This window comes from Streptomyces sp. NPDC020958 (assembly GCF_055562175.1).
Window position 1 is genome coordinate 220,982 of sequence record NZ_JBVHFU010000006.1, and the last position, 19,118, is coordinate 240,099.

A 19,118-nucleotide genomic window follows, 5' to 3' on the forward strand; every position below is an offset into this window, starting at 1 on the left:
CCCGTCCGAGCCTCCGGCGACCGGTGGTGCGTCGCGTTCCGCGGGCGCCCCGGCGCGGCCGACGCCCCCTCCGGTTTCCGGCTCGACCCCGGCACCTGCCACCCCGCCCCGGCCGATGAGTCCTCCGACGGTCGGGGCCGCCCCGGCGCCCGTGCGCGCTGCGCGTCAGGACGGTGGGTCGGCGACCGGTGGCGTGCCGCGTCCCGGCGGGGGTGCGCAGGCCGCGGGAGCCACCCCTGCCGTCGCGGCGCCGCGCGTGGCGCGGTCCGCCGTCGTCGATGCCCCGCCGGGTCCGGCGGTCGGCGTGCCGGGCGGCGCGCCGCCCCGCCCGGCCGCGCCCCCGGCGTCGTCGCCGGTGCCGCCCGCCGGTTCCGGAGACCCGGGCGCGCCGCTCGGCCCGATGCCGGACCCTGCCATGTCCTGGAGCGCCTCCGTGGGAACTCCCGGCAGGGACCGCCCCGTTGTCACGTTCGGTGAGCCCGAGGGATACGACGAGCGCGGGCGGGGGCTGTCGTTGGTCGGTCGCGTGGCCCCCCGCACCGCCGCTGCCGCCGCCTGTATGGTCCTCGGCCTCGGCCTCATCGGCGGTGCCGTGACCGGCAGTTGGATCGTCGACGACGGCGGTGACGTGACCGCCGCCGGCACCTACAGCGCCGCCGCCGACCTGTGGCACAACGTCCCCGTCGACGAACTGTTCCCGCCCACCGTGCTGGGCACCGGCGCCGGCCCCGGCGGAGCCGACCGCACCTGGACCCGGATCGCCGTCGCCCCGGCCACCGGCTGCACCGACGCCTTCGACCCGCTGCTGCGCAAGGTGCTCGCCCCCGTCGGCTGCCGGCGCCTGGTCCGCGCCACCTACACCGACGCCACCCAGAGCTACGTGACGACCGTAGGTCTCCTCTTCACCAGGGCCGACCCGGCCGCCATGACCGCCCTCGCCACCCGCTTCGCGGACCAGCGCCTGGACCGCCGTACCGATCTGATGCCCCTCCCGTACGCCGCGAAGGGCACCGCGGCCGAGCGGTTCGGCCCGCACCAGCGCGCCTCCTGGACGGTCTCCGTGCTCACCGACTCCCCGGTCGTCGCCTACGCCGTCTCCGGCTGGGCCGACGGCCGTACCGTCGACACCCCGCAGCCCGCCGCCGACGCGGAGGCGTCCGGGGCCACCACGGCCGTGGCCCAGGCCGGCCTCGGCAACGAGGCGCAGGGCCTGGCCGACCGCATCGAACGGCGCCTGCGCCAGAACATCGCAGGCCCGGCAACGGAGAAACCCTCATGAAGCGCCGCGCGACCGGAGCCGCGCTGAGCCTGCTGTGCGCCGGTTCGCTCGCCCTGCTGCCGTCCACGACCGCGTACGCGGACAGCATCCGCGCCCAGCAGTGGGGCCTGTCCGCCCTGCACCTCGACGAGGCCTGGCAGACCACCAAGGGCCGGGGCGTCACCGTCGCCGTCCTGGACACCGGCGTCGAGGCCGACCACCCGGATCTCGTCGGCAACGTCCTGCCCGCCAAGGACATGATCGGCTTCGGCGCCCGGCAGGGCCAACGCGACTGGGCCCGGCACGGCACCGCCATGGCCGGGATCATCGCCGGTCACGGCCATGGCGTCGGCAACGGCGACGGTGTGATGGGCGTGGCACCCGAGGCCAGGATCCTGCCCGTCCGGGTGATCCTCGAAGACGGCGACAGCGCCCGCGGCAAGGCCCGTTCCACCCGCGGTGACGCCCTCGCCGAAGGCATCCGCTGGGCCGCCGACCACGGCGCCGACGTCATCAACCTGTCCCTCGGCGACGACTCCGACTCCGCGCACCCCGAGCCCGGCGAGGACGAGGCCATCCAGTACGCCCTGAAGAAGGACGTCGTGGTCGTCGCCTCGGCCGGCAACGGCGGTGACAAGGGCGACCACATCTCGTACCCGGCGGCCTATCCCGGGGTCATCGCGGCCACCGCCGTGGACAAGTTCGGCACCCGCGCCTCCTTCTCCACCCGCCGCTGGTACGCCACGGTGAGCGCGCCCGGCGACGACATCGTCATCGCGGACCCGGACCACAAGTACTACGAGGGCTGGGGCACCAGCGCCGCCTCCGCCTTCGTCTCGGGCGCCGTGGCCCTGATCAAGGCCGCCCACCCCGGACTCACCCCCGCCCAGATCAAGAAGCTCGTGGAGGACACCGCCCGCGACGCCCCGGCGGGCGGCCGGGACGACTCCCGCGGCTTCGGCATGATCGACCCGGTGGCCGCCATCAAGGCGGCGGGCAGGCTCAGGACCCAGGACCTGACGGCAGCCTCGTACGGGAAGAAGTACTTCGGTCCGGGCCCCGACCCGCAGAAGGACGCGACGAGCGCCACCGACTGGGCGGCCCCCCTGGCGGGCGGCACGGGCGGTGTCCTCCTGGTGGCCGCGGTCGTCCTGTGGCGAGCCCGTCGCCGATCACTCGGAACACCCTGACCCTCGCCCGTGGTCCCTCCCGCTACGGCGAAGCCGAGGCAGACGCCGACGAATCAGCTCCGGTGAAGGAACTCACCGCCGCCCTGGCAGCCGCCTCCACGAGCGAGATCCCCTTCGCCTGGCTCACGGTCCCCTTCGACAGCACCGCCACCAGGTAGTCCGTCCCGCCCACCGTCACCCGCCCGATGCTGTTGACGTCCCACAGCCCCGTCGTGCTCCGCGCCAGCCACCCGTTCTTCAGCGCGAACCCGGAACCGTCCGCCACGGCGGAGACCCCCCACCGCTGGTCGGACTCGACCGTCCCCATCAGCCCCTGGACATAGGCCCGCGAGGCCTCGCTCAGCTGCGAATCGTCCCCGAACACCTGCCGGAGCAGGGTGAGCTGGTCCGCCGCCGTGGTCTGGGTCAGCCCCCACAGCGCCCCCTCGCCCCCTTCGGTCGAGGTCAGCCCGAACCGCTTGTTCGCGGCGTCGAGCCCCTGCGCCTTGCCGATGGTGTCCCACAGCTCGGACGCCGACGCGTTGTCGCTGTTCTCGATCATCTTCGTGGCGTACGCCCGCTCCGCCGACGTCAGCCGCCGCCCCGCGTCCTGCGCCTGCAGGAGCAGCGTCGCCAGGATGTCGACCTTGACGATGCTCGCGGTGTCGAAGGCCGCGTCGCCGTGGACCGCGCTGTCACCGGTGTCCAGGTCGAGCACCGCCGCCGACACCTGCGCACCGGACGGCACGCTCACCGCCGCGAGTGCCGAACCCAGCAGCGCGTCCCGGTCCACGGCCGGCTCCGTCACGGGCTCCACCGTCGCCTCCCCGTGCGCCGAGGCCGAGAAGGAGGGCGACGGCGACGCAGCCGAGGATACGGCGTCCTCGCGGGCGTGTGCCTTCACGTACACGGTTCCCGCCGCGGTCGCGCCGAGGACGGCGACCACGGCAAGGGAGGCCGGGAGAAGGGCCCGGCGCCGTGGCAGGGCGCGGCGCCGGCCGCGGCGGGAACCGGAAGTGGCTCTGGGGGACTCCATGCCCGTGATGCTCGGGGCGGGGACTGTGCGCGCCGTTTGCCGGACGTTAGAGGAAGGTCAGGGAATTCTGAGATTCCTGTGAAAGCGGTGTCGGCCCGGTTTCGGGGGCCGCACAACCGCAGCAGCATCCCCCCGATAGGGTCGGGGACCGTGGCGAACAAGAACATTCCCGACTCCGGCTACTCCGACGACGACGGTTCCGCCGACCCCCGGCTGACCGCCGCGCTGGCCGCCTGGGCCGAGGACCGCACGGCGGTGGGCCCCGTCCTGGAGGCGCTGCAGGGCGCCCGGCTGCTGGTTCCCGTGGTCGCCGTGCTCGGCGAGGTCGAGGAGGACGAGAACGGGCTGCGCCGCGAGAAGACCAGCGACATGGCGGTGCCCACCCTGAAGGCCGGCGGCCGCACCGCCCTGCCCGCCTTCACCTCCACCGGGTCGCTGGCCCGCTGGGACCCGGCGGCCCGGCCCGTCGCCGTACCCCTGCACCAGGCGTTGCAGGCCGCCGCGCACGAAAAGGCGGACACCGTGGTGCTGGACCTGTCGGGACCGGTGCCGTTCGAACTGACGGGCGCCGCGCTGCTCGCCCTCGCGGAGGGGCGCACGGCGGCCGATCCGCTCACCGACCCCCGGGTACTGGAGGCCGTCCGTACGGCCGTGGCCGCCGAGCCCGCCGTGCTCCGCGCCCACCTCGGTCCCGGCCAGGCGGACGGCGTCCTGGCCCTCGTCCTCGACCCGGCCGCGGCGCCCGCGGCCGCCGCCCGCTCCGTCGCCGAGCGGCTCGCCGCCGACGAGACACTGCGGGCCCGCCTGGTGCGCGGCCTCGACCTGGCACTCCTGCCGGCCGGGACCACACCTCCGGGCGAGCCCCTGTACGTACGGGACTGAGCCGGTCCCCCAGGGAGTGTCGCGCCCTGGGGGCTGTCCGGCGGTCATGCCGCAGACGCGGGGTCCGGCACGCCCTCCCCCACTGCCTCAAAGGCGTGGGGGGACCCCCAGCGGCGTTGTCGTCGGTCGCCGACGTCCCCCAGCCTCCGGCCGGGAGGTGCCCCCACCGCGTCGCCCGCCGCGGCAGCGGCTGATCGGCCACGGTTCCTCCGCCGTGCAGCCGGACGCCCCAGACCCCGCTCACCTCGGCCGACGAGTCACCGTTGCTTTCCTGCGACCTGATCCGCCGGACAGCCCCTAGCCGTAGACCGGGCCGGTGTACTTCTCGCCGGGGCCCTGGCCCGGCTCGTCGGGGACGATCGACGCCTCGCGGAAGGCCAGCTGGAGCGACTTCAGGCCGTCCCGCAGCGGGGCCGCGTGGAAGGAGCTGATCTCGGTCGCGGAGGCGTCGAGCAGTCCGGCCAGCGCGGTGACCAGCTTGCGGGCCTCGTCGAGGTCCTTGTACTTGTCGCCCTCCTCGGTCAGACCGAGCTTCACGGCGGCCGCGCTCATCAGGTTGACGGCGACCGTCACGATCACCTCGACCGCGGGGACCTCGGCGATGTCGCGGGTCATCTCGTCGTAGTCGGGCTGCTCGGCGGAGCCGGGGCCGGAAAGGGGCGTCTCACTCATGCCCCACACGATAGGCGCAGCCGCGAACCGCGCTCACCAGGGCCCGCCTCGCCCCAATTGGCCGTCTCTTCGATTGGCTGCTAGCCTGGTGTGACGACCGGCCGGACAGGTGTGCCATACGGCTAGCTGACCCGGCCCACAAGTGGAGGCTTCGAACTCCCACCCGACCACCCCCAGGGCGGCGGGTCACCGGTCAGACGGTCGCTTCGCCGTTCACGGCGACGGCGTTCCGTCCGATAGCGCGCCCCGCGATCCTCGCGGCGGTGTCTCCGGTAGTTCGAGGAGTCCCGCCTGTGATCGTCCGGGGCATTTTTTGTGCTTCGGTGCGGTTAGGTCTTTACGACACAGACGTTACGCGGCTGTCCGCCAGACCGTCGCGTGGTGCTACCGAGGAGGATCCATCAGCACCGAGCCCCGCATCAACGACCGGATTCGCGTTCCCGAAGTGCGACTTGTCGGTCCCAGCGGCGAGCAGGTCGGGATTGTTCCGCTTGCCAAGGCCCTGGAGCTTGCCCAGGAGTACGACCTCGACCTCGTCGAGGTGGCTGCGAGCGCACGCCCGCCGGTCTGCAAGCTCATGGACTACGGCAAGTTCAAGTACGAGTCGGCCATGAAGGCCCGTGAGGCGCGCAAGAACCAGGCGCACACGGTCATCAAGGAAATGAAGCTCCGGCCGAAGATCGACCCGCACGACTACGACACCAAAAAGGGTCACGTCGTCCGGTTCCTCAAGCAGGGCGACAAGGTCAAGATCACGATCATGTTCCGTGGTCGCGAGCAGTCCCGGCCCGAGCTGGGCTACCGACTGCTGCAGCGGCTCGCGGAGGACGTCCAGGACCTCGGTTTCGTGGAGTCGAACCCGAAGCAGGACGGCCGGAACATGATCATGGTTCTCGGTCCGCACAAGAAGAAGACCGAGGCGATGGCCGAGGCCCGGCAGGCGCAGGAAGCCCGCAAGGCGGAGGCGAAGGCCAACCCCGGTCGGTCGCAGAACCCCGCCGAGGCCGAGGCTGAGGCCGACGTCGAGGTCGAGGCGCCCGCCGAGGAGCACGCCGAGGCGTGATCCCGGGGTACACCCGCCCCAGGGCAGCAGCCCGGGGCGAGCGTCCCAGGATGTAACCGATACAAGAGCGACGTTCCACCGTGCCCGGTTTTCGCGACCGGGCACCGGAGCGCCACCGACGAGGAGATAACGGCGCTATGCCGAAGAACAAGACGCACAGCGGTGCCAGCAAGCGCTTCAAGGTCACCGGCTCCGGCAAGGTGCTGCGTGAGCGCGCCGGCAAGCGCCACCTGCTCGAGCACAAGTCGTCCCGCGTGACGCGTCGCCTGACCGGCAACGCCGAGATGGCCCCGGGTGACACCGCGAAGATCAAGAAGCTTCTCGGCAAGTGACACGAGGGCGCCTCGCCGCGCCCTGAGTCAGTACAACCGGGACCCAGTCGTTTCCGGGCCGCGTGAGTCCAACCGCGGCCCCGCTACAAGGAGTTAACAAGTGGCACGCGTCAAGCGGGCAGTCAACGCCCACAAGAAGCGCCGGGCGATCCTCGAGCAGGCCTCCGGCTACCGCGGTCAGCGTTCGCGCCTGTACCGCAAGGCCAAGGAGCAGGTCACCCACTCGCTGGTCTACAACTACAACGACCGCAAGAAGCGCAAGGGCGACTTCCGTCAGCTGTGGATCCAGCGCATCAACGCCGCTGCCCGCGCCAACGGCATCACCTACAACCGCTTCATCCAGGGTCTGAAGGCCGCGAACGTCGAGGTCGACCGCAAGATCCTGGCCGAGCTGGCGGTCAACGACACGAACGCGTTCGCCGCGCTCGTCGAGGTGGCGCAGAAGGCGCTGCCGTCGGACGTCAACGCCCCCAAGGCGGCGTGACGCTGCGCTGGCTTCGGCCGACGTGACCTGAGGACCCGCAGGCTGAAAGGCTTGCGGGTCCTGTTGTTGGCGTCCCACGGCTGTCGTTCGGCTGCGGGCCGGTGGGGGCTGGTCGCGCAGTTCCTCCCCCAGCCTTCGGCCGGGGGTACCCCCAGCGCCCCTGACGGGGCGCTACGACCACGTTTCGTTGTGAAGGTGAACCACAGGATGCCCAGCCCCGAGCTGATCTCCCCGCGTTCCGCGCGTGTCTCCGCCGCCCGGCGGCTCGCGAAGCGGAACTTCCGGGGGAAGGACCGGCTGTTTCTCGCCGAGGGGCCGCAGGCCGTCCGGGAGGCGGCCGGGCACCGGGCCGGGGACGCACCGACGCTCGTGGAGCTGTTCGCGACCGTCGAGGCCGCCGAGCGGTACCCCGACATCGTGGGAGAGGCCAGGACGGTCGGCGCCCGGATCCACCTCGCCTCCGAGGACGTCATCGCCGACATCTCCACCACCGTGACGCCCCAGGGCCTCGTCGGGGTCTGCCGGTTCCTCGACACCCCCTTCGAGGAGGTCCTCGCCGCCCGCCCCCGGCTCGTCGCCGTCCTCGCCCACGTCCGTGACCCGGGCAACGCCGGGACCGTGCTGCGGTGCGCCGACGCGGCCGGTGCCGAGGCCGTCGTCCTCACCGACGCGTCCGTCGACCTCTACAACCCCAAGGCCGTGCGCGCCTCCGTCGGCTCGCACTTCCACCTGCCGGTCGCCGTCGGCGTTCCGGTCGAGCGGGCCGTGGCCGGGCTCAGGGACATCGGGGTGCGGATCCTCGCCGCCGACGGCGCGGGCACCGACGACCTCGACGCCGAACTCGACAAGGGGACCATGGGCGGCCCGACCGCGTGGGTGTTCGGCAACGAGGCGTGGGGGCTCCCGGAGGAGACCCGGGCGCTCGCGGACGCCGTCGTGCGCGTCCCGATCCACGGAAAGGCCGAAAGCCTGAACCTCGCCACCGCCGCCGCCGTATGTCTCTACGCATCGGCCCGTGCACAGCGTGCCCCCGGAGGGTGCCGTTCCGTCACCAGGGGCTAGTAGGGTGACCAGCCCGGGGGCCTGCTGCGCCGTCTGAGAGGTGGAGTGAGGGGATGAGTGTCGGCACCAGCAACGCGCCGGGTGGCCGGGGCACCGGCCGCGTACCCGCACCCCGGCACGGCGACCTCACCGGGCTCGGCCTCGACCCCGACGAACTGCCCGACGGCCTGGTGATCGCCGACGAGCACGGCATCGTCGTCTGCTTCAACGCCGCCGCCGCCCGCATCACCGCCACCGCACCCGCCGACGCCCTCGGCCTGCGGCTGGAGAAGGCACTGCCGTTAGAGGACCTGGAGGGCAGGCGCTGGTGGCAGCTCACCGACCCCTACGGCGGTCTCGCCATCCGGGTCGGCCAGCCCGAGCGCAACCTGCTGCTGCCCGGCGGCCGTGAGGTGATGGTGTCGGCCCGCTACGTGCGCGCCGAACCGGCCGGTCCCGTGCGCCGGGTCGTCGTCTCCCTGCGGGACACCGAGGCCCGGCGCCGTACCGAACGCAGCCACGCGGAGCTGATCGCCACCGTCGCCCACGAGCTGCGCTCGCCGCTCACCTCCGTCAAGGGGTTCACGGCCACCCTGCTCGCCAAATGGGAACGGTTCACCGACGACCAGAAACGGCTGATGCTGGAGACGGTGGACGCGGACGCCGACCGGGTCACCCGGCTCATCGCCGAGCTGCTGGACATCTCGCGGATCGACAGCGGGCGGCTCGAAGTGCGCCGGCAGCCGGTGGACATGGGCGCGGCCGTCGGACGGCACATCCAGGCGTACGTGGCGGCCGGGCAGCCCGCCGACCGGTTCCTGCTGCGGATCGAGCAGCCGCTGCCCGCGCTCTGGGCCGACCCCGACAAGATCGACCAGGTACTCAGCAACCTCATCGAAAACGCCGTGCGTCACGGCGAGGGAACTGTCACCATCGACGTCACGCCCTCGGCGTCCCCGCGCGAAGGGGAGGACGCCGGTACGTCGGTCACGGTGGGCGACGAGGGGCCAGGCATCCCGGAGGAGTCCATGAACCGCGTCTTCACCCGCTTCTGGCGGGGCAGCAAGCGCGGTGGCACCGGCCTGGGCCTGTACATCGTCAAGGGCATCGTGGAGGCCCACGGGGGCACCATCACCGTCGGACGCGCCCCCAGCGGCGGCGCCGAGTTCCGATTTACGTTGCCCGTGAGCGCGCCGGCGTATCTCACCTGAGATCGGCCGAGCGGCCCGCGGGCGCATCCGTACACCTCCACCCCGTTAGACTCGGCCTTTGGCACCTTTGTGTCCTGCACACGGCCACCGACGGTCACGGGGACCATCCGCCAGTAATCGGAAGCACGGGAAGAGATGTCGGCACCGAACAAGTCGTACGACCCTGTAGAGGTCGAGGCGTTGAAACCGGAAGAGATCGAGCGCATGCGGGACGAGGCGCTCGCCGCCTTCGCCGCCGCGGACTCCCTCGACGCGCTCCAGGAGGCCAAGGTCGCCCACACCGGGGGCACCTCCCCGCTGGCCCTCGCCAACCGCGAGATCGGCGCCCTGCCCCCGCACGCCAAGGCCGCCGCCGGCAAGCTGGTCGGCCAGGCCCGCGGCGCGGTGAACAAGGCCCTCGCCGTCCGCCAGGAGGAGCTGGAGGCCGAACGCGACACCCGGGTGCTCGTCGAGGAGGCGGTGGACGTCACCCTGCCCTACGACCGCGTCCCGGCCGGCGCCCGGCACCCGCTGACCACGCTCTCGGAGCGCATCGAGGACATCTTCGTGGCCATGGGCTACGAAGTCGCCGAGGGCCCCGAGGTCGAGGCCGAGTGGTTCAACTTCGACGCCCTGAACATCGGCCCGGACCACCCGGCGCGCGGCGAGGCCGACACCTTCTTCGTGCAGGGCCCGGAAGGCGGCACCGAGTCCGGTGTCGTACTGCGCACCCACACCTCGCCGGTGCAGATCCGCTCCCTGCTCGACCGTGAGCTGCCGGTCTACGTGATCTGCCCGGGCCGGGTCTACCGCACCGACGAGCTGGACGCCACCCACACCCCGGTCTTCCACCAGGTCGAGCTGCTCGCCGTGGACGAGGGCCTGACCATGGCGGACCTCAAGGGCACCCTGGACCACATGGTCCAGTCCCTGTTCGGCGAGGGCATGAAGACCCGGCTGCGGCCGAACTTCTTCCCCTTCACCGAGCCGTCCGCCGAGATGGACATGCTCTGCTACGTCTGCAAGGGCGAGTCCGTCGGCAACCCGGACCGCCCCTGCCGTACCTGCTCCTCCGAGGGCTGGATCGAGCTGGGCGGCTGCGGCATGGTCAACCCGCGGGTGCTCACCGCCTGCGGCGTCGACCCGGAGAAGTACAGCGGCTTCGCCTTCGGGTTCGGCATCGAGCGGATGCTGATGTTCCGCCACAACGTCGAGGACATGCGAGACATGGTCGAGGGTGACGTCCGGTTCACCCGGCCGTTCGGGATGGAGATCTGATGCGGGTCCCGCTTTCTTGGCTGCGGGAGTACGTCGACCTGCCGGCGACGGAGACCGGGCGTGACGTCCAGGCCAAGCTCATTTCGGCAGGCCTCGAGGTGGAGACCGTCGAGCAGCTCGGCGACGGCCTCAAGGGTCCCCTGGTGGTCGGCCAGGTGCTGACCATCGAGGAGCTGGAGGGCTTCAAGAAGCCCATCCGCTTCTGCACCGTCGACGTCGGCTCCGCCAACGGCACCGGCGAGCCCCAGGAGATCGTCTGCGGCGCCCGCAACTTCGCCGTCGGCGACAAGGTCGTCGTCGTCCTGCCCGGGGCCGTGCTCCCCGGCGGGTTCTCGATCAGCGCCCGCAAGACCTACGGCAAGACCTCCCACGGCATGATCTGCTCCAGCGACGAGCTGGGCATGGGCGACGACGGCACCCACGGCATCATCGTGCTGCCGCCGGAGACCGAGGTCGGCAGGGACGCCGTCGAGCTGCTCGAACTGGTCGACGAGGTCCTGGACATCGCCGTCACCGCCAACCGCGGCGACTGCCTGTCCCTCCGCGGCGTGGCCCGCGAGACCGCCATCGCCTACGGTCTGCCGCTGCGCGACCCGGCCCTCCTCGACGTGCCGGGACCGAACGCCTTCGGCTACCCGGTCCAGGTCTCGGACCCGTTCGGCTGCGACCGCTTCACCGCCCGCACCGTCAGCGGTCTGAGCCCCGAGGCCCGCTCCCCGATCTGGCTCCAGCGTCGTCTGCAGAAGGTCGGCATGCGCCCGATCTCCCTCGCCGTCGACGTCACCAACTACGTGATGATGGAGCTCGGCCAGCCGCTGCACGCCTACGACCGCAACCTGGTCCAGGGCACCATCGGCGTCCGCCGCGCGGCCGAGGGCGAGAAGATCGTCACCCTCGACGGTGTGGAGCGGAAGCTGCACGCCGAGGACCTGGTCATCACCGACGACCGCGGGCCCATCGGCCTCGCGGGCGTCATGGGCGGCGCCGACACCGAGATCGCCGACCACGATGCCGCCGAGAACGGGGCCGACTCCACCACCGACGTGGTGATCGAGGCGGCCCACTTCGACCCGGTCGCGATCGCCCGCACCGCCCGTCGGCACAAGCTGTCCTCCGAGGCCTCCCGCCGCTTCGAGCGCGGCGTCGACCCGCAGGCCGCGGCCGCCGCCGCACAGCGCACCGTCGACCTGCTGGTGCTGCTCGCCGGCGGTACCGCCGAGGCCGGGGTCACCGAGGTCATCGCGCCGTCGGCGCCGCACACCATCACCCTCGCGGCGGACCACCCCGACAAGGTCGCGGGTGTCGCGTACGGCCGGGAGACCGTCGTCCGCCGTCTCCAGGAGGTCGGCTGCGACGTCTACGGGCAGGACGAGCTGATCGTCACCGTGCCGTCCTGGCGGCCGGACCTGTACGAGCAGAACGACCTGGCCGAAGAGGTCATCCGGCTGGAGGGCTACGAGAACCTGCCCTCCACGCTGCCCAAGCCGTCGGCCGGCCGGGGCCTGACCGCCCGGCAGCGGCTGCACCGCCGGGTGGGCCGCGCGCTCGCCGGGGCCGGCTTCGTCGAGGCACTGAACTACCCGTTCGTCGGCGAGAGCGTCTTCGACCAGCTCGGTCTGGCCGCCGACGACCCCGCCCGCCGCGTCGTCAGGCTCACCAACCCGCTCAACGACGAGGAGCCCGCGCTCCGTACGTCGTTGCTGCCGGGCCTGCTCGGGGCGCTCCGGCGCAACGACGGGCGCGGGGCGCACGACCTGGCGCTGTTCGAGACCGGCCTGGTCTTCCTGCCCCGCGAGGAGCAGGGCAGCGCCGGACACCTCCCGGTCGACCGCCGCCCCACCGACGCGGAGATCGCCGCGCTGAACGCCGTGCTGCCCGAGCAGCCGCGCCATGTCGCCGTCGTCCTCGCGGGCGCCCGCGAGCAGGCCGGCTGGTGGGGCAAGGGCCGTCCGGCCGACTGGGCCGACGCGATCGAGGCGGGGCGCACGGTGGCGCGCGAGGTCGGGGCCGAGCTGATCGTGCGGGCCGGCCAGTACGGGCCGTGGCATCCCGGCCGGTGCGCCGAGCTGGTGGTCGTCGCCGACGGGACCGAGCGGGTCGTGGGCCACGCCGGTGAGCTGCACCCGCGGGTCGTCAAGGCGCTGGGGCTGCCGGCCCGCACCTGTGCGATGGAGCTGGACCTGGACGCGGTGGAGCAGGCCGGTGACAGCACCCCGCAGGCGCCGAGCATCTCGACGTTCCCGGTGGCCACGCAGGACGTCGCGCTCGTGGTCGACAAGCCGGTCCCGGCCGCGGAGGTCGAGGCGGCGCTGCGCGAGGGCGCGGGTGCACTCCTCGAGGCCATCCGGCTGTTCGACGTGTACGTCAACGACGAGCAGCTCGGCGACGGCAAGAAGTCGCTGGCGTACGCGCTGCGCTTCCGGGCGCCCGACCGCACGCTGACCGTGGACGAGGCCTCGGCCGCGCGGGATGCGGCGGTCGCCCTCGCCGGGGAGCGCACGGGGGCGGTGCTGCGCGGCTAGGCCCCGCTACCTGCATACATGCGGGGTCTGGTGAGTGCTCACTCATTTGAGTGAGATCCACCTGGACATGGCCCTTCGTGGGCATGCCGTCGACAGAATCGGACCGGCCTTTCGGGGTCGGTCCGATTCTGTCTGTCGGGGCCTATCTGTCTGTCAGGGCCTACATGGGGGCCATCGGCATGATCCGCATCAAGGCTGGGGTTCCCCGCAGCGGGCGGTCCCGGACGCACGCACGGCCCAGGCACCGGGGCCTCCCGCTGGCGCTCCCCACGGCATGGGGTGCCGTCGCGGTCGGCTACCGGTTCGGGTGCCCGCTGGCCGAGCAGAACGCGCTCGGCGCACGGATCGTCACCAGCGCGGTGTTCTTCGCGGTCGGCACCGGGCTGATACTCCATGTCCGCCGGACCCTGCTCAAGGAGCTGAGGCAGGCCCGCAAGGTCGCCGGTGCCGCGCAGAGCGTGCTGCTGCGGCCGCTGCCTCCACGCCTCGCCGGGCTGCACGTGGCCGCCGCCCAGCTCTCCGCCGACCGGGGTGCGAGCATCGGCGGCGATCTCTACGAGGCCGTCGCCACCGAACACGGCGTACGGGTCGTGATGGGTGACGTCCGCGGACACGGACTGGCCGCCGTCGCCACGGCCGCAGCCGTCCTCGGCAGCTTCCGCGAGGCCGCCCACGACGAACCCGAGCTGGGCCGGGTCCTGGGCCGCCTGGACCGCGCCCTCGCCCGGCACCTGCGAGAACGGGCCAGGACGGAACACCCCTCCAGCGGCCTCGACCCGGACGACCCGGTCGCCGAGGAGTTCGTCACCCTGCTGCTCCTGGAGATCGCGGGAGACGGCGAGGTACGGGCGATCAACTGCGGTCATCCCTGGCCGTACGTGCTGAGCGGTGCGCGGGTGGCGCCCCTCTCGGCGGCCGATCCACTGCCGCCTCTCGGGCCCTTCCCCCTGCCGACGGACCTGGCCGCGACCGACTGCGGCCAGTTGTCCGACGGCGAGTCGCTCGTCCTCTTCACGGACGGAGCGGAGGACGCGAGAGACGCCAGAGGCCGCTTCTTCTCCCTGCCGGAAGCGCTCGGGAAAGCGGTCGGGGACCGCCCGGTCTCCCCCCAGGCCGTGCTCCGCACGGTCTTCACGGCCTTGCTGCACCACACGAACGGCCGCCCGGCCGACGACATCGCCCTCCTGGTGATCCACAACGGACGCACGCATCACCATGCCCCCTCGGGGGCGCGGGGAACTGCGCGAGCAACCCCGACACACCCGCGGCCGACCGACTACTTCGAGCGTCCCCTTCTCTAGTCGTCGGCCGGGCGACGGCCAGGCCACCGCGTCGTTCGAGGGGGAGCCGGTGGCCGGGCCGGCCTCTTGCGAGGCAGTTCAGTCAACCGGACCGACACTCTCCGCGACAGCGCGCGCACGCTGGGGATGTGCGCACTCGGTTCACACCCCGTGTGAACGCGCACGCACTACGCTGACGGCACCAGGCCACCCGGGGGGCATCCATGCAGCCCAACTCACTGCTCGACGCGATCCTGGACGAGGCGGGGATCTCGCACGCGGGTCTCGCCGCCCACGTCAACCAGGCGGGTCGGGCCCGTGGACTCTCGCTACGCTACGAACACACCGCCGTCGCCCGATGGCTGAAGGGGCAGCGGCCCAGGGGGCAGGTGCCCGACCTGATCTGCGAGGTGCTCGCGGGCCGTCTGCACCGCCCGGTCACCCTCGACGACATCGGCCTCGGCGTCCCCGGCGAACCCAGCGCCACGGGCGCCACCTCGCTCTCCGGCTTCGTCGAACGGGCCACCGCGCTGTGGCGCTCCGACGAGCAGCAGCGCCCGCACGTACTCGGCGCCCCCGCGGTCACCGGCACGCCCGCCGTGATGCCGGTGTGGGAGTGGGAGAACCCCCCGGAGGACGTCGACGTCTCGCGCGGCGGACGGCACCGGGTGACCCCCGCGGACCTGGAGATGCTGCGCGCGGCCCGCGCCCACTACGAGCAGATGTACCGCAAGGCCGGCGGCATGGCGACCCGCACCCGGATCGTCGGCTTCCTCAACGCCGAGGCGGCCCCGCTGCTGCGCGGCAGCTACACGGACGCCACCGGACGCCAACTGCACCGGGCGACCGGCGGGCTGGTGGCCATCGCCGGTATCTGCGCGTACGACTCCGACGCCCACGGTCTCGCCCAGCGCTACTTCCACCAGGCCCTGCGCCTGGCCAAGGCCAGCGGGGACCGGGGGCTCGGCGCGTACGTCATCGCGCTGCTCGTCAACCAGTCCCTGTTCATGCGGGAGTTCAGGCAGGCCGTCGCCTTCGCGGAGGCCGCGCTGCGCACCGCGGGCAAACACATCACCCCCGCCCTCGCCTCCGACCTCTATGCGATGCAGGCCAAGGCGTACGCCCATCTCGGCGACGGCACGAGCGCGCTGTCCTGCATCCGGCTGGCCGAGACGGCCGCCGATCGTATCCGGCGGGTCCACGAACCCGACGAGACCGGCTATGTCCAACCGGGCCTGGTCAACGTGCAGGTGGCCGAGGCGCTGCTCAGCCTCGGCGAACTCGCCGCCGCCCGGGAGCACGCGGCGGCCGCCGTCGACAACCCGGCCCACGACCGGGGGCGGGTGCACCGGCTCGCGATGCTGAGCACCATCGAACTGCGTCAGGGAAACGCCGACAACGCGGTGGCCACGGCCGTGCTGATGGCCGAGCAGGCCCGCGGGATGGAGTCCCAGCGGCTGCGCGACAGACTGCGCGCGGTACGCGAGCACCTGGTGCGCAGCGGCGGCACCGGAACCGCCGAGGCCGCCGAACTCATCGACGGCGCACTGCGCGTACCGCTCTAGGCGTGCTGTAGGCCTGAGGAGCCCCTGCTGCGATATTGCCACTTACTCGGCGGAAGGTGGCAGAACCATGCAGTGGGCGAAACAGAACGAACAAACTGTGTACGAAAACCGCTGGTTCAGTGTCAATCTCGCAGATGTCGAGCTGCCGGACGGCCGGCACCTCGACCACTTCCTGATACGGCTGCGGCCGGTGGCCGTGGCGACGGTGGTCAACGGGGCGGGCGAGGTCCTGCTCCTGTGGCGCCACCGCTTCATCACCGACAGCTGGGGCTGGGAACTCGCGGCGGGAGTCGTGGAGGACGGCGAGGACATCGCCGTCGCGGCCGCCAGGGAACTGGAGGAGGAGACCGGCTGGCGGCCGGGGACCCTGCACCATCTCATGACCGTGGAGCCGTCCAACGGCCTCACCGACGCCCGGCACCACATCTACTGGTCGGACGAGGGCGAGTACGTCGGACACCCCGTGGACGACTTCGAGTCGGACCGTCGGGAGTGGGTCTCCCTCAAGCTCGTCCCGGATCTGATCGCCCGCGGGGAGGTCCCGGCCGCCAACATGGCGGCCGCGTTACTCCTGCTGCATCACATGAGGCTCGCCGACGACCGGTAGGTCAGCGGGCCAGCGCCTGCCAGACCGTGACGACCAGGGCGCCCAGCGCGGTGAGCGCGGCGAGTGAGGGCAGCGGCCAGCGGGCGTGCTCCAGCGAGGACAGGCGGATGTTCAGCTCGTCCAGTTCCTTGGCCGTCTCCTTGGTGCGGTGGCTGAGCAGGTTCAGCCCTCCCTCGACCTGTGCGTAGGCCACATCGAGGCGGCGACGTAACTCTGCGAGTTCTCCTTGGACCACGGGATGCTCTGGTTCGGTGGTCACGGGTCCACTCCCTTGCGTAGTCGAAGTCGTTGCTCCGCATCCCTTTGCATGCGCATGAAGAGTGAACTCGCCTGGTGAGCGCGTGGGGAGAGTGTGCGAAGGGCATATGCGTGCCCGGGGTACACACGGTGTGTGAAACGCACGGGCCCGGCACCGAAGGAGGTGCCGGGCCCGTGGAGCGTCGCTCCCTGTGACCAACGGGGCGTGCTCAGCCGTACGTGTAGAACCCCGAGCCGGTCTTCCGCCCCAGCCGGCCCGCCTCGACCATGCGCTGGAGCAGCGGGGGAGCGGCGTACAGCGGCTCCTTGTACTCGGCGTACATGCTGTTCGCGATGGAGACGATGGTGTCCAGGCCGATCAGGTCGGACAGCCGCAGCGGGCCCATCGGGTGGGCGCAGCCCATCTCCATGCCGTTGTCGATGTCCTCGCGCCCCGCGATGCCGGACTCGAACATCCGGATGGCGGAGAGCAGGTACGGCACCAGCAGCGCGTTGACCACGAACCCGGAGCGGTCCTGGGCGCGGATCGCGTGCTTGCCGAGCACCTTCTCGGCGAACATCTGGGCGCGGCTGAGGGTCCCCTCGGAGGTGGTGAGGGCCGGGATCAGCTCGACCAGCTTCTGCACCGGCGCCGGGTTGAAGAAGTGGATGCCGATCACATGGTCGGGGCGGGAGGTCGCGACCGCCAGCTTGACCAGCGGGATCGAGGAGGTGTTGGAGGCCAGGATCGCGTCCGGGCGGGTCACCACCTGGTCGAGCACCTGGAAGATCTCCGTCTTCACCTGCTCGTTCTCCACGACGGCCTCGATCACCAGGTCACGGTCGGCGAACTCGCCGAGGTCCGTGGTGAAGCTCAGCCGGGCCAGGGTGGCGTCCCGCTCCTCCTCGCTGATCTTGCCGCGCTCGGCGGCCTTGGCCAGGGAGTTGTACAGCCGGGTACGGCCGATCTCCAGGGCCTCGCCGGTGGTCTCGGCGACCCGCACGTCCAGACCCGCGCGGGCGCACACCTCGGCGATGCCCGCTCCCATCTGGCCGCAGCCCACGACTCCGACCTTCTCGATGTCGGTCACATCGTCCCTTTCGCTGATCTTCGGGCGGCCGGCAGGACCTCCGGATCCGGTGCCTGCTCCGTTCGTGCACGTTACCCGTAAGTATCGATGATCGATCGTCCGGGTGGGGGCATCCTGTGCGCGGAAGCGATCCGTGATCGCGCGGATCCGCAGCGTCGGAAGGTCTCACGATGGCACGAGTGTCCCGCAGGGCGTTCGCGATGGCGGCGCTGGCCACGCTCACGACGGGGGCACCGGGCGCGGCGGCCGGCGCGGGACGTCCTCCCCGGGCGGCCACCGAGATGCGCGGCATGTGGCTGGCCACCGTCTCCAACCGCGACTGGCCCTCCCGTGCCGGACTCACGGCCGGGGACCAGCGCCAGGAGCTGACCGCCCTCCTCGACAAGGCGGTCCAGCACCGGCTCAACACCGTGATGTTCCAGGTCAGGCCCACCGCGGACGCGTTCTGGCCCTCGCCGTACGAGCCCTGGTCGCAGTACCTCACCGGCACCCAGGGCAGGGACCCCGGCTGGGACCCGCTGGGCGTCGCCGTCGAGGAGGCGCATGCCCGGGGTCTGCACCTGCACGCCTGGTTCAACCCGTACCGGATCGCCAACCACACCGACCCGGGCAAGCTGGTCTCCTCGCACCCGGCGCGCAAGCACCCGGACTGGGTGGTGCCCTACGGCGGCAGGCTCTACTACAACCCGGGGCTCCCGGCCGTCCGCGCCTTCGTGGAGCAGGCGATCCTGGACGCGGTCGCCCGGTACCCCGTGGACGCGGTCCACTTCGACGACTACTTCTACCCGTACCCGGTGGCCGGCCAGAGCTTCGACGACGACGAGGCCTACGACACCCATGGCGGCGACTTCTCCTCCCGGGCGGCCTGGCGCCGCGACAACATCGACAAGCTGGTGACCGAGACCGCCGCCGGGATCAGGAAGCTGCGGTCCGGCACCCGGTTCGGGATCAGCCCGTTCGCGGTGTGGCGCAACGCCGCCACCGACTCCCGCGGCTCGGACACCAGCGCGGGCGTCGAGACGTACGACGACCTGTACGCCGACACCCGGACGTGGGTGCGGAAGAACTGGATCGACTACATCGTCCCGCAGGCGTACTGGGAGATCGGGAACGCCGCCGCCGACTACGCAGAGGTCGTCGACTGGTGGGCGGGCGTGGCCGAGGGGTCCGGGACCCGGCTGTACATCGGCGAGGCGCTCTACCAGGCGGGAGCCGCCGGTGCGGCCGCGGCCTGGCAGGACCCGGCCGAGCTGTCCCGGCACCTCACCCTGGCCGACCGGTACCCACAGGTCGGCGGGCACGTGTACTTCGCGGCCAAGGACGTGGCCGCGGACCGGATCGGCGCGTTCGCCCGGGTGGTCGCCGACCACTACAAGCAGCCGGCGGCCCCACCGGGCTGACAGGTCCGTCA

18 protein-coding genes are annotated in these 19,118 nt (G+C 72.0%); 14 read left to right on the plus strand and 4 right to left on the minus strand.

Features of this window, described 5'->3' with window-relative positions:
• Positions 1-526 precede the first annotated feature (526 nt).
• Both ACZ3KP_RS20245 and mycP read left to right on the plus strand, forming a co-directional pair.
• A complete protein-coding gene (locus ACZ3KP_RS20245) occupies positions 527-1,279 on the plus strand; it encodes a hypothetical protein (RefSeq protein WP_467501119.1) in 753 nt (250 codons plus the stop codon).
• Complete coding sequence (gene mycP / locus ACZ3KP_RS20250) at positions 1,276-2,448, plus strand: type VII secretion-associated serine protease mycosin (RefSeq protein WP_467501120.1); 1,173 nt, start codon at positions 1,276-1,278, stop codon at positions 2,446-2,448. Before ACZ3KP_RS20245 ends, mycP begins: the two co-directional genes overlap by 4 nt.
• Positions 2,449-2,470: 22 nt before the next feature.
• Here mycP and ACZ3KP_RS20255 read toward each other — a convergent pair whose 3' ends face one another.
• Positions 2,471-3,463 carry a serine hydrolase gene (locus tag ACZ3KP_RS20255; RefSeq protein ID WP_467501121.1) on the minus strand — a complete coding sequence of 331 codons (993 nt, stop codon included), beginning with the start codon at positions 3,461-3,463 and terminating at the stop codon, positions 2,471-2,473.
• Between the two features lie 150 nt (positions 3,464-3,613).
• On the opposite strand from ACZ3KP_RS20255, the gene ACZ3KP_RS20260 reads away from it, so the two are divergent.
• Positions 3,614-4,345 (plus strand): SseB family protein, encoded by a 732-nt coding sequence (locus ACZ3KP_RS20260; RefSeq protein WP_358977649.1) that lies wholly within the window; start codon positions 3,614-3,616, stop codon positions 4,343-4,345.
• A 297-nt stretch (positions 4,346-4,642) separates the two neighbouring features.
• Here the strand turns inward: ACZ3KP_RS20260 and ACZ3KP_RS20265 are convergent, their stop codons facing one another.
• Complete coding sequence (locus ACZ3KP_RS20265) at positions 4,643-5,017, minus strand: DUF1844 domain-containing protein (RefSeq protein WP_132889172.1); 375 nt, start codon at positions 5,015-5,017, stop codon at positions 4,643-4,645.
• A gap of 400 nt (positions 5,018-5,417) precedes the next feature.
• On the opposite strand from ACZ3KP_RS20265, the gene infC reads away from it, so the two are divergent.
• The 10 genes from infC (at position 5,418) to ACZ3KP_RS20315 (ending at position 16,379) form a co-directional block, all read left to right on the plus strand.
• Positions 5,418-6,080 (plus strand): translation initiation factor IF-3, encoded by a 663-nt coding sequence (gene infC, locus ACZ3KP_RS20270; RefSeq protein WP_358977718.1) that lies wholly within the window; start codon positions 5,418-5,420, stop codon positions 6,078-6,080.
• Between the two features lie 137 nt (positions 6,081-6,217).
• Positions 6,218-6,412 carry a 50S ribosomal protein L35 gene (gene rpmI / locus ACZ3KP_RS20275; protein WP_046726698.1) on the plus strand — a complete coding sequence of 65 codons (195 nt, stop codon included), beginning with the start codon at positions 6,218-6,220 and terminating at the stop codon, positions 6,410-6,412.
• 100 nt (positions 6,413-6,512) lie between these two features.
• A complete protein-coding gene (rplT, locus tag ACZ3KP_RS20280; protein WP_132889174.1) occupies positions 6,513-6,896 on the plus strand; it encodes a 50S ribosomal protein L20 in 384 nt (127 codons plus the stop codon).
• Positions 6,897-7,103: 207 nt separating this feature from the next.
• Positions 7,104-7,958, plus strand: a complete 855-nt coding sequence (locus ACZ3KP_RS20285) for a TrmH family RNA methyltransferase (protein WP_467501122.1) — start codon at positions 7,104-7,106, stop codon at positions 7,956-7,958.
• A gap of 53 nt (positions 7,959-8,011) precedes the next feature.
• Positions 8,012-9,148: a sensor histidine kinase gene (locus ACZ3KP_RS20290; RefSeq protein ID WP_467501123.1), complete on the plus strand. Its 1,137-nt coding sequence runs from the start codon at positions 8,012-8,014 to the stop codon at positions 9,146-9,148.
• Positions 9,149-9,283: 135 nt separating this feature from the next.
• Positions 9,284-10,405 (plus strand): phenylalanine--tRNA ligase subunit alpha, encoded by a 1,122-nt coding sequence (gene pheS / locus ACZ3KP_RS20295; protein WP_358977655.1) that lies wholly within the window; start codon positions 9,284-9,286, stop codon positions 10,403-10,405.
• Positions 10,405-12,927: a phenylalanine--tRNA ligase subunit beta gene (pheT, locus tag ACZ3KP_RS20300; RefSeq protein ID WP_467501124.1), complete on the plus strand. Its 2,523-nt coding sequence runs from the start codon at positions 10,405-10,407 to the stop codon at positions 12,925-12,927. The genes pheS and pheT overlap by 1 nt, the downstream gene beginning before the upstream one ends.
• A 179-nt stretch (positions 12,928-13,106) precedes the next feature.
• Positions 13,107-14,228, plus strand: a complete 1,122-nt coding sequence (locus ACZ3KP_RS20305) for a PP2C family protein-serine/threonine phosphatase (protein ID WP_467501125.1) — start codon at positions 13,107-13,109, stop codon at positions 14,226-14,228.
• Between the two features lie 203 nt (positions 14,229-14,431).
• A complete protein-coding gene (locus ACZ3KP_RS20310) occupies positions 14,432-15,772 on the plus strand; it encodes a transcriptional regulator (protein ID WP_467501126.1) in 1,341 nt (446 codons plus the stop codon).
• Positions 15,773-15,839: 67 nt separating this feature from the next.
• A complete protein-coding gene (locus tag ACZ3KP_RS20315; RefSeq protein WP_132889180.1) occupies positions 15,840-16,379 on the plus strand; it encodes an NUDIX hydrolase in 540 nt (179 codons plus the stop codon).
• 1 nt (position 16,380) lies between these two features.
• Here ACZ3KP_RS20315 and ACZ3KP_RS20320 read toward each other — a convergent pair whose 3' ends face one another.
• On the minus strand, positions 16,381-16,638 hold the full coding sequence (locus tag ACZ3KP_RS20320) for a hypothetical protein (RefSeq protein WP_358977662.1): 258 nt from the start codon (positions 16,636-16,638) through the stop codon (positions 16,381-16,383).
• A 208-nt stretch (positions 16,639-16,846) separates the two neighbouring features.
• The gene (locus tag ACZ3KP_RS20325; protein WP_360520662.1) at positions 16,847-17,707 is read right to left on the minus strand and encodes a 3-hydroxybutyryl-CoA dehydrogenase; all 861 of its coding nucleotides are present in this window, start codon (positions 17,705-17,707) and stop codon (positions 16,847-16,849) included.
• A gap of 170 nt (positions 17,708-17,877) precedes the next feature.
• Between ACZ3KP_RS20325 and ACZ3KP_RS20330 the strand changes: the two genes are divergently transcribed.
• Positions 17,878-19,107 carry a glycoside hydrolase family 10-like protein gene (locus tag ACZ3KP_RS20330; protein WP_467501127.1) on the plus strand — a complete coding sequence of 410 codons (1,230 nt, stop codon included), beginning with the start codon at positions 17,878-17,880 and terminating at the stop codon, positions 19,105-19,107.
• The last annotated feature ends 11 nt before the right edge of the window (positions 19,108-19,118 follow it).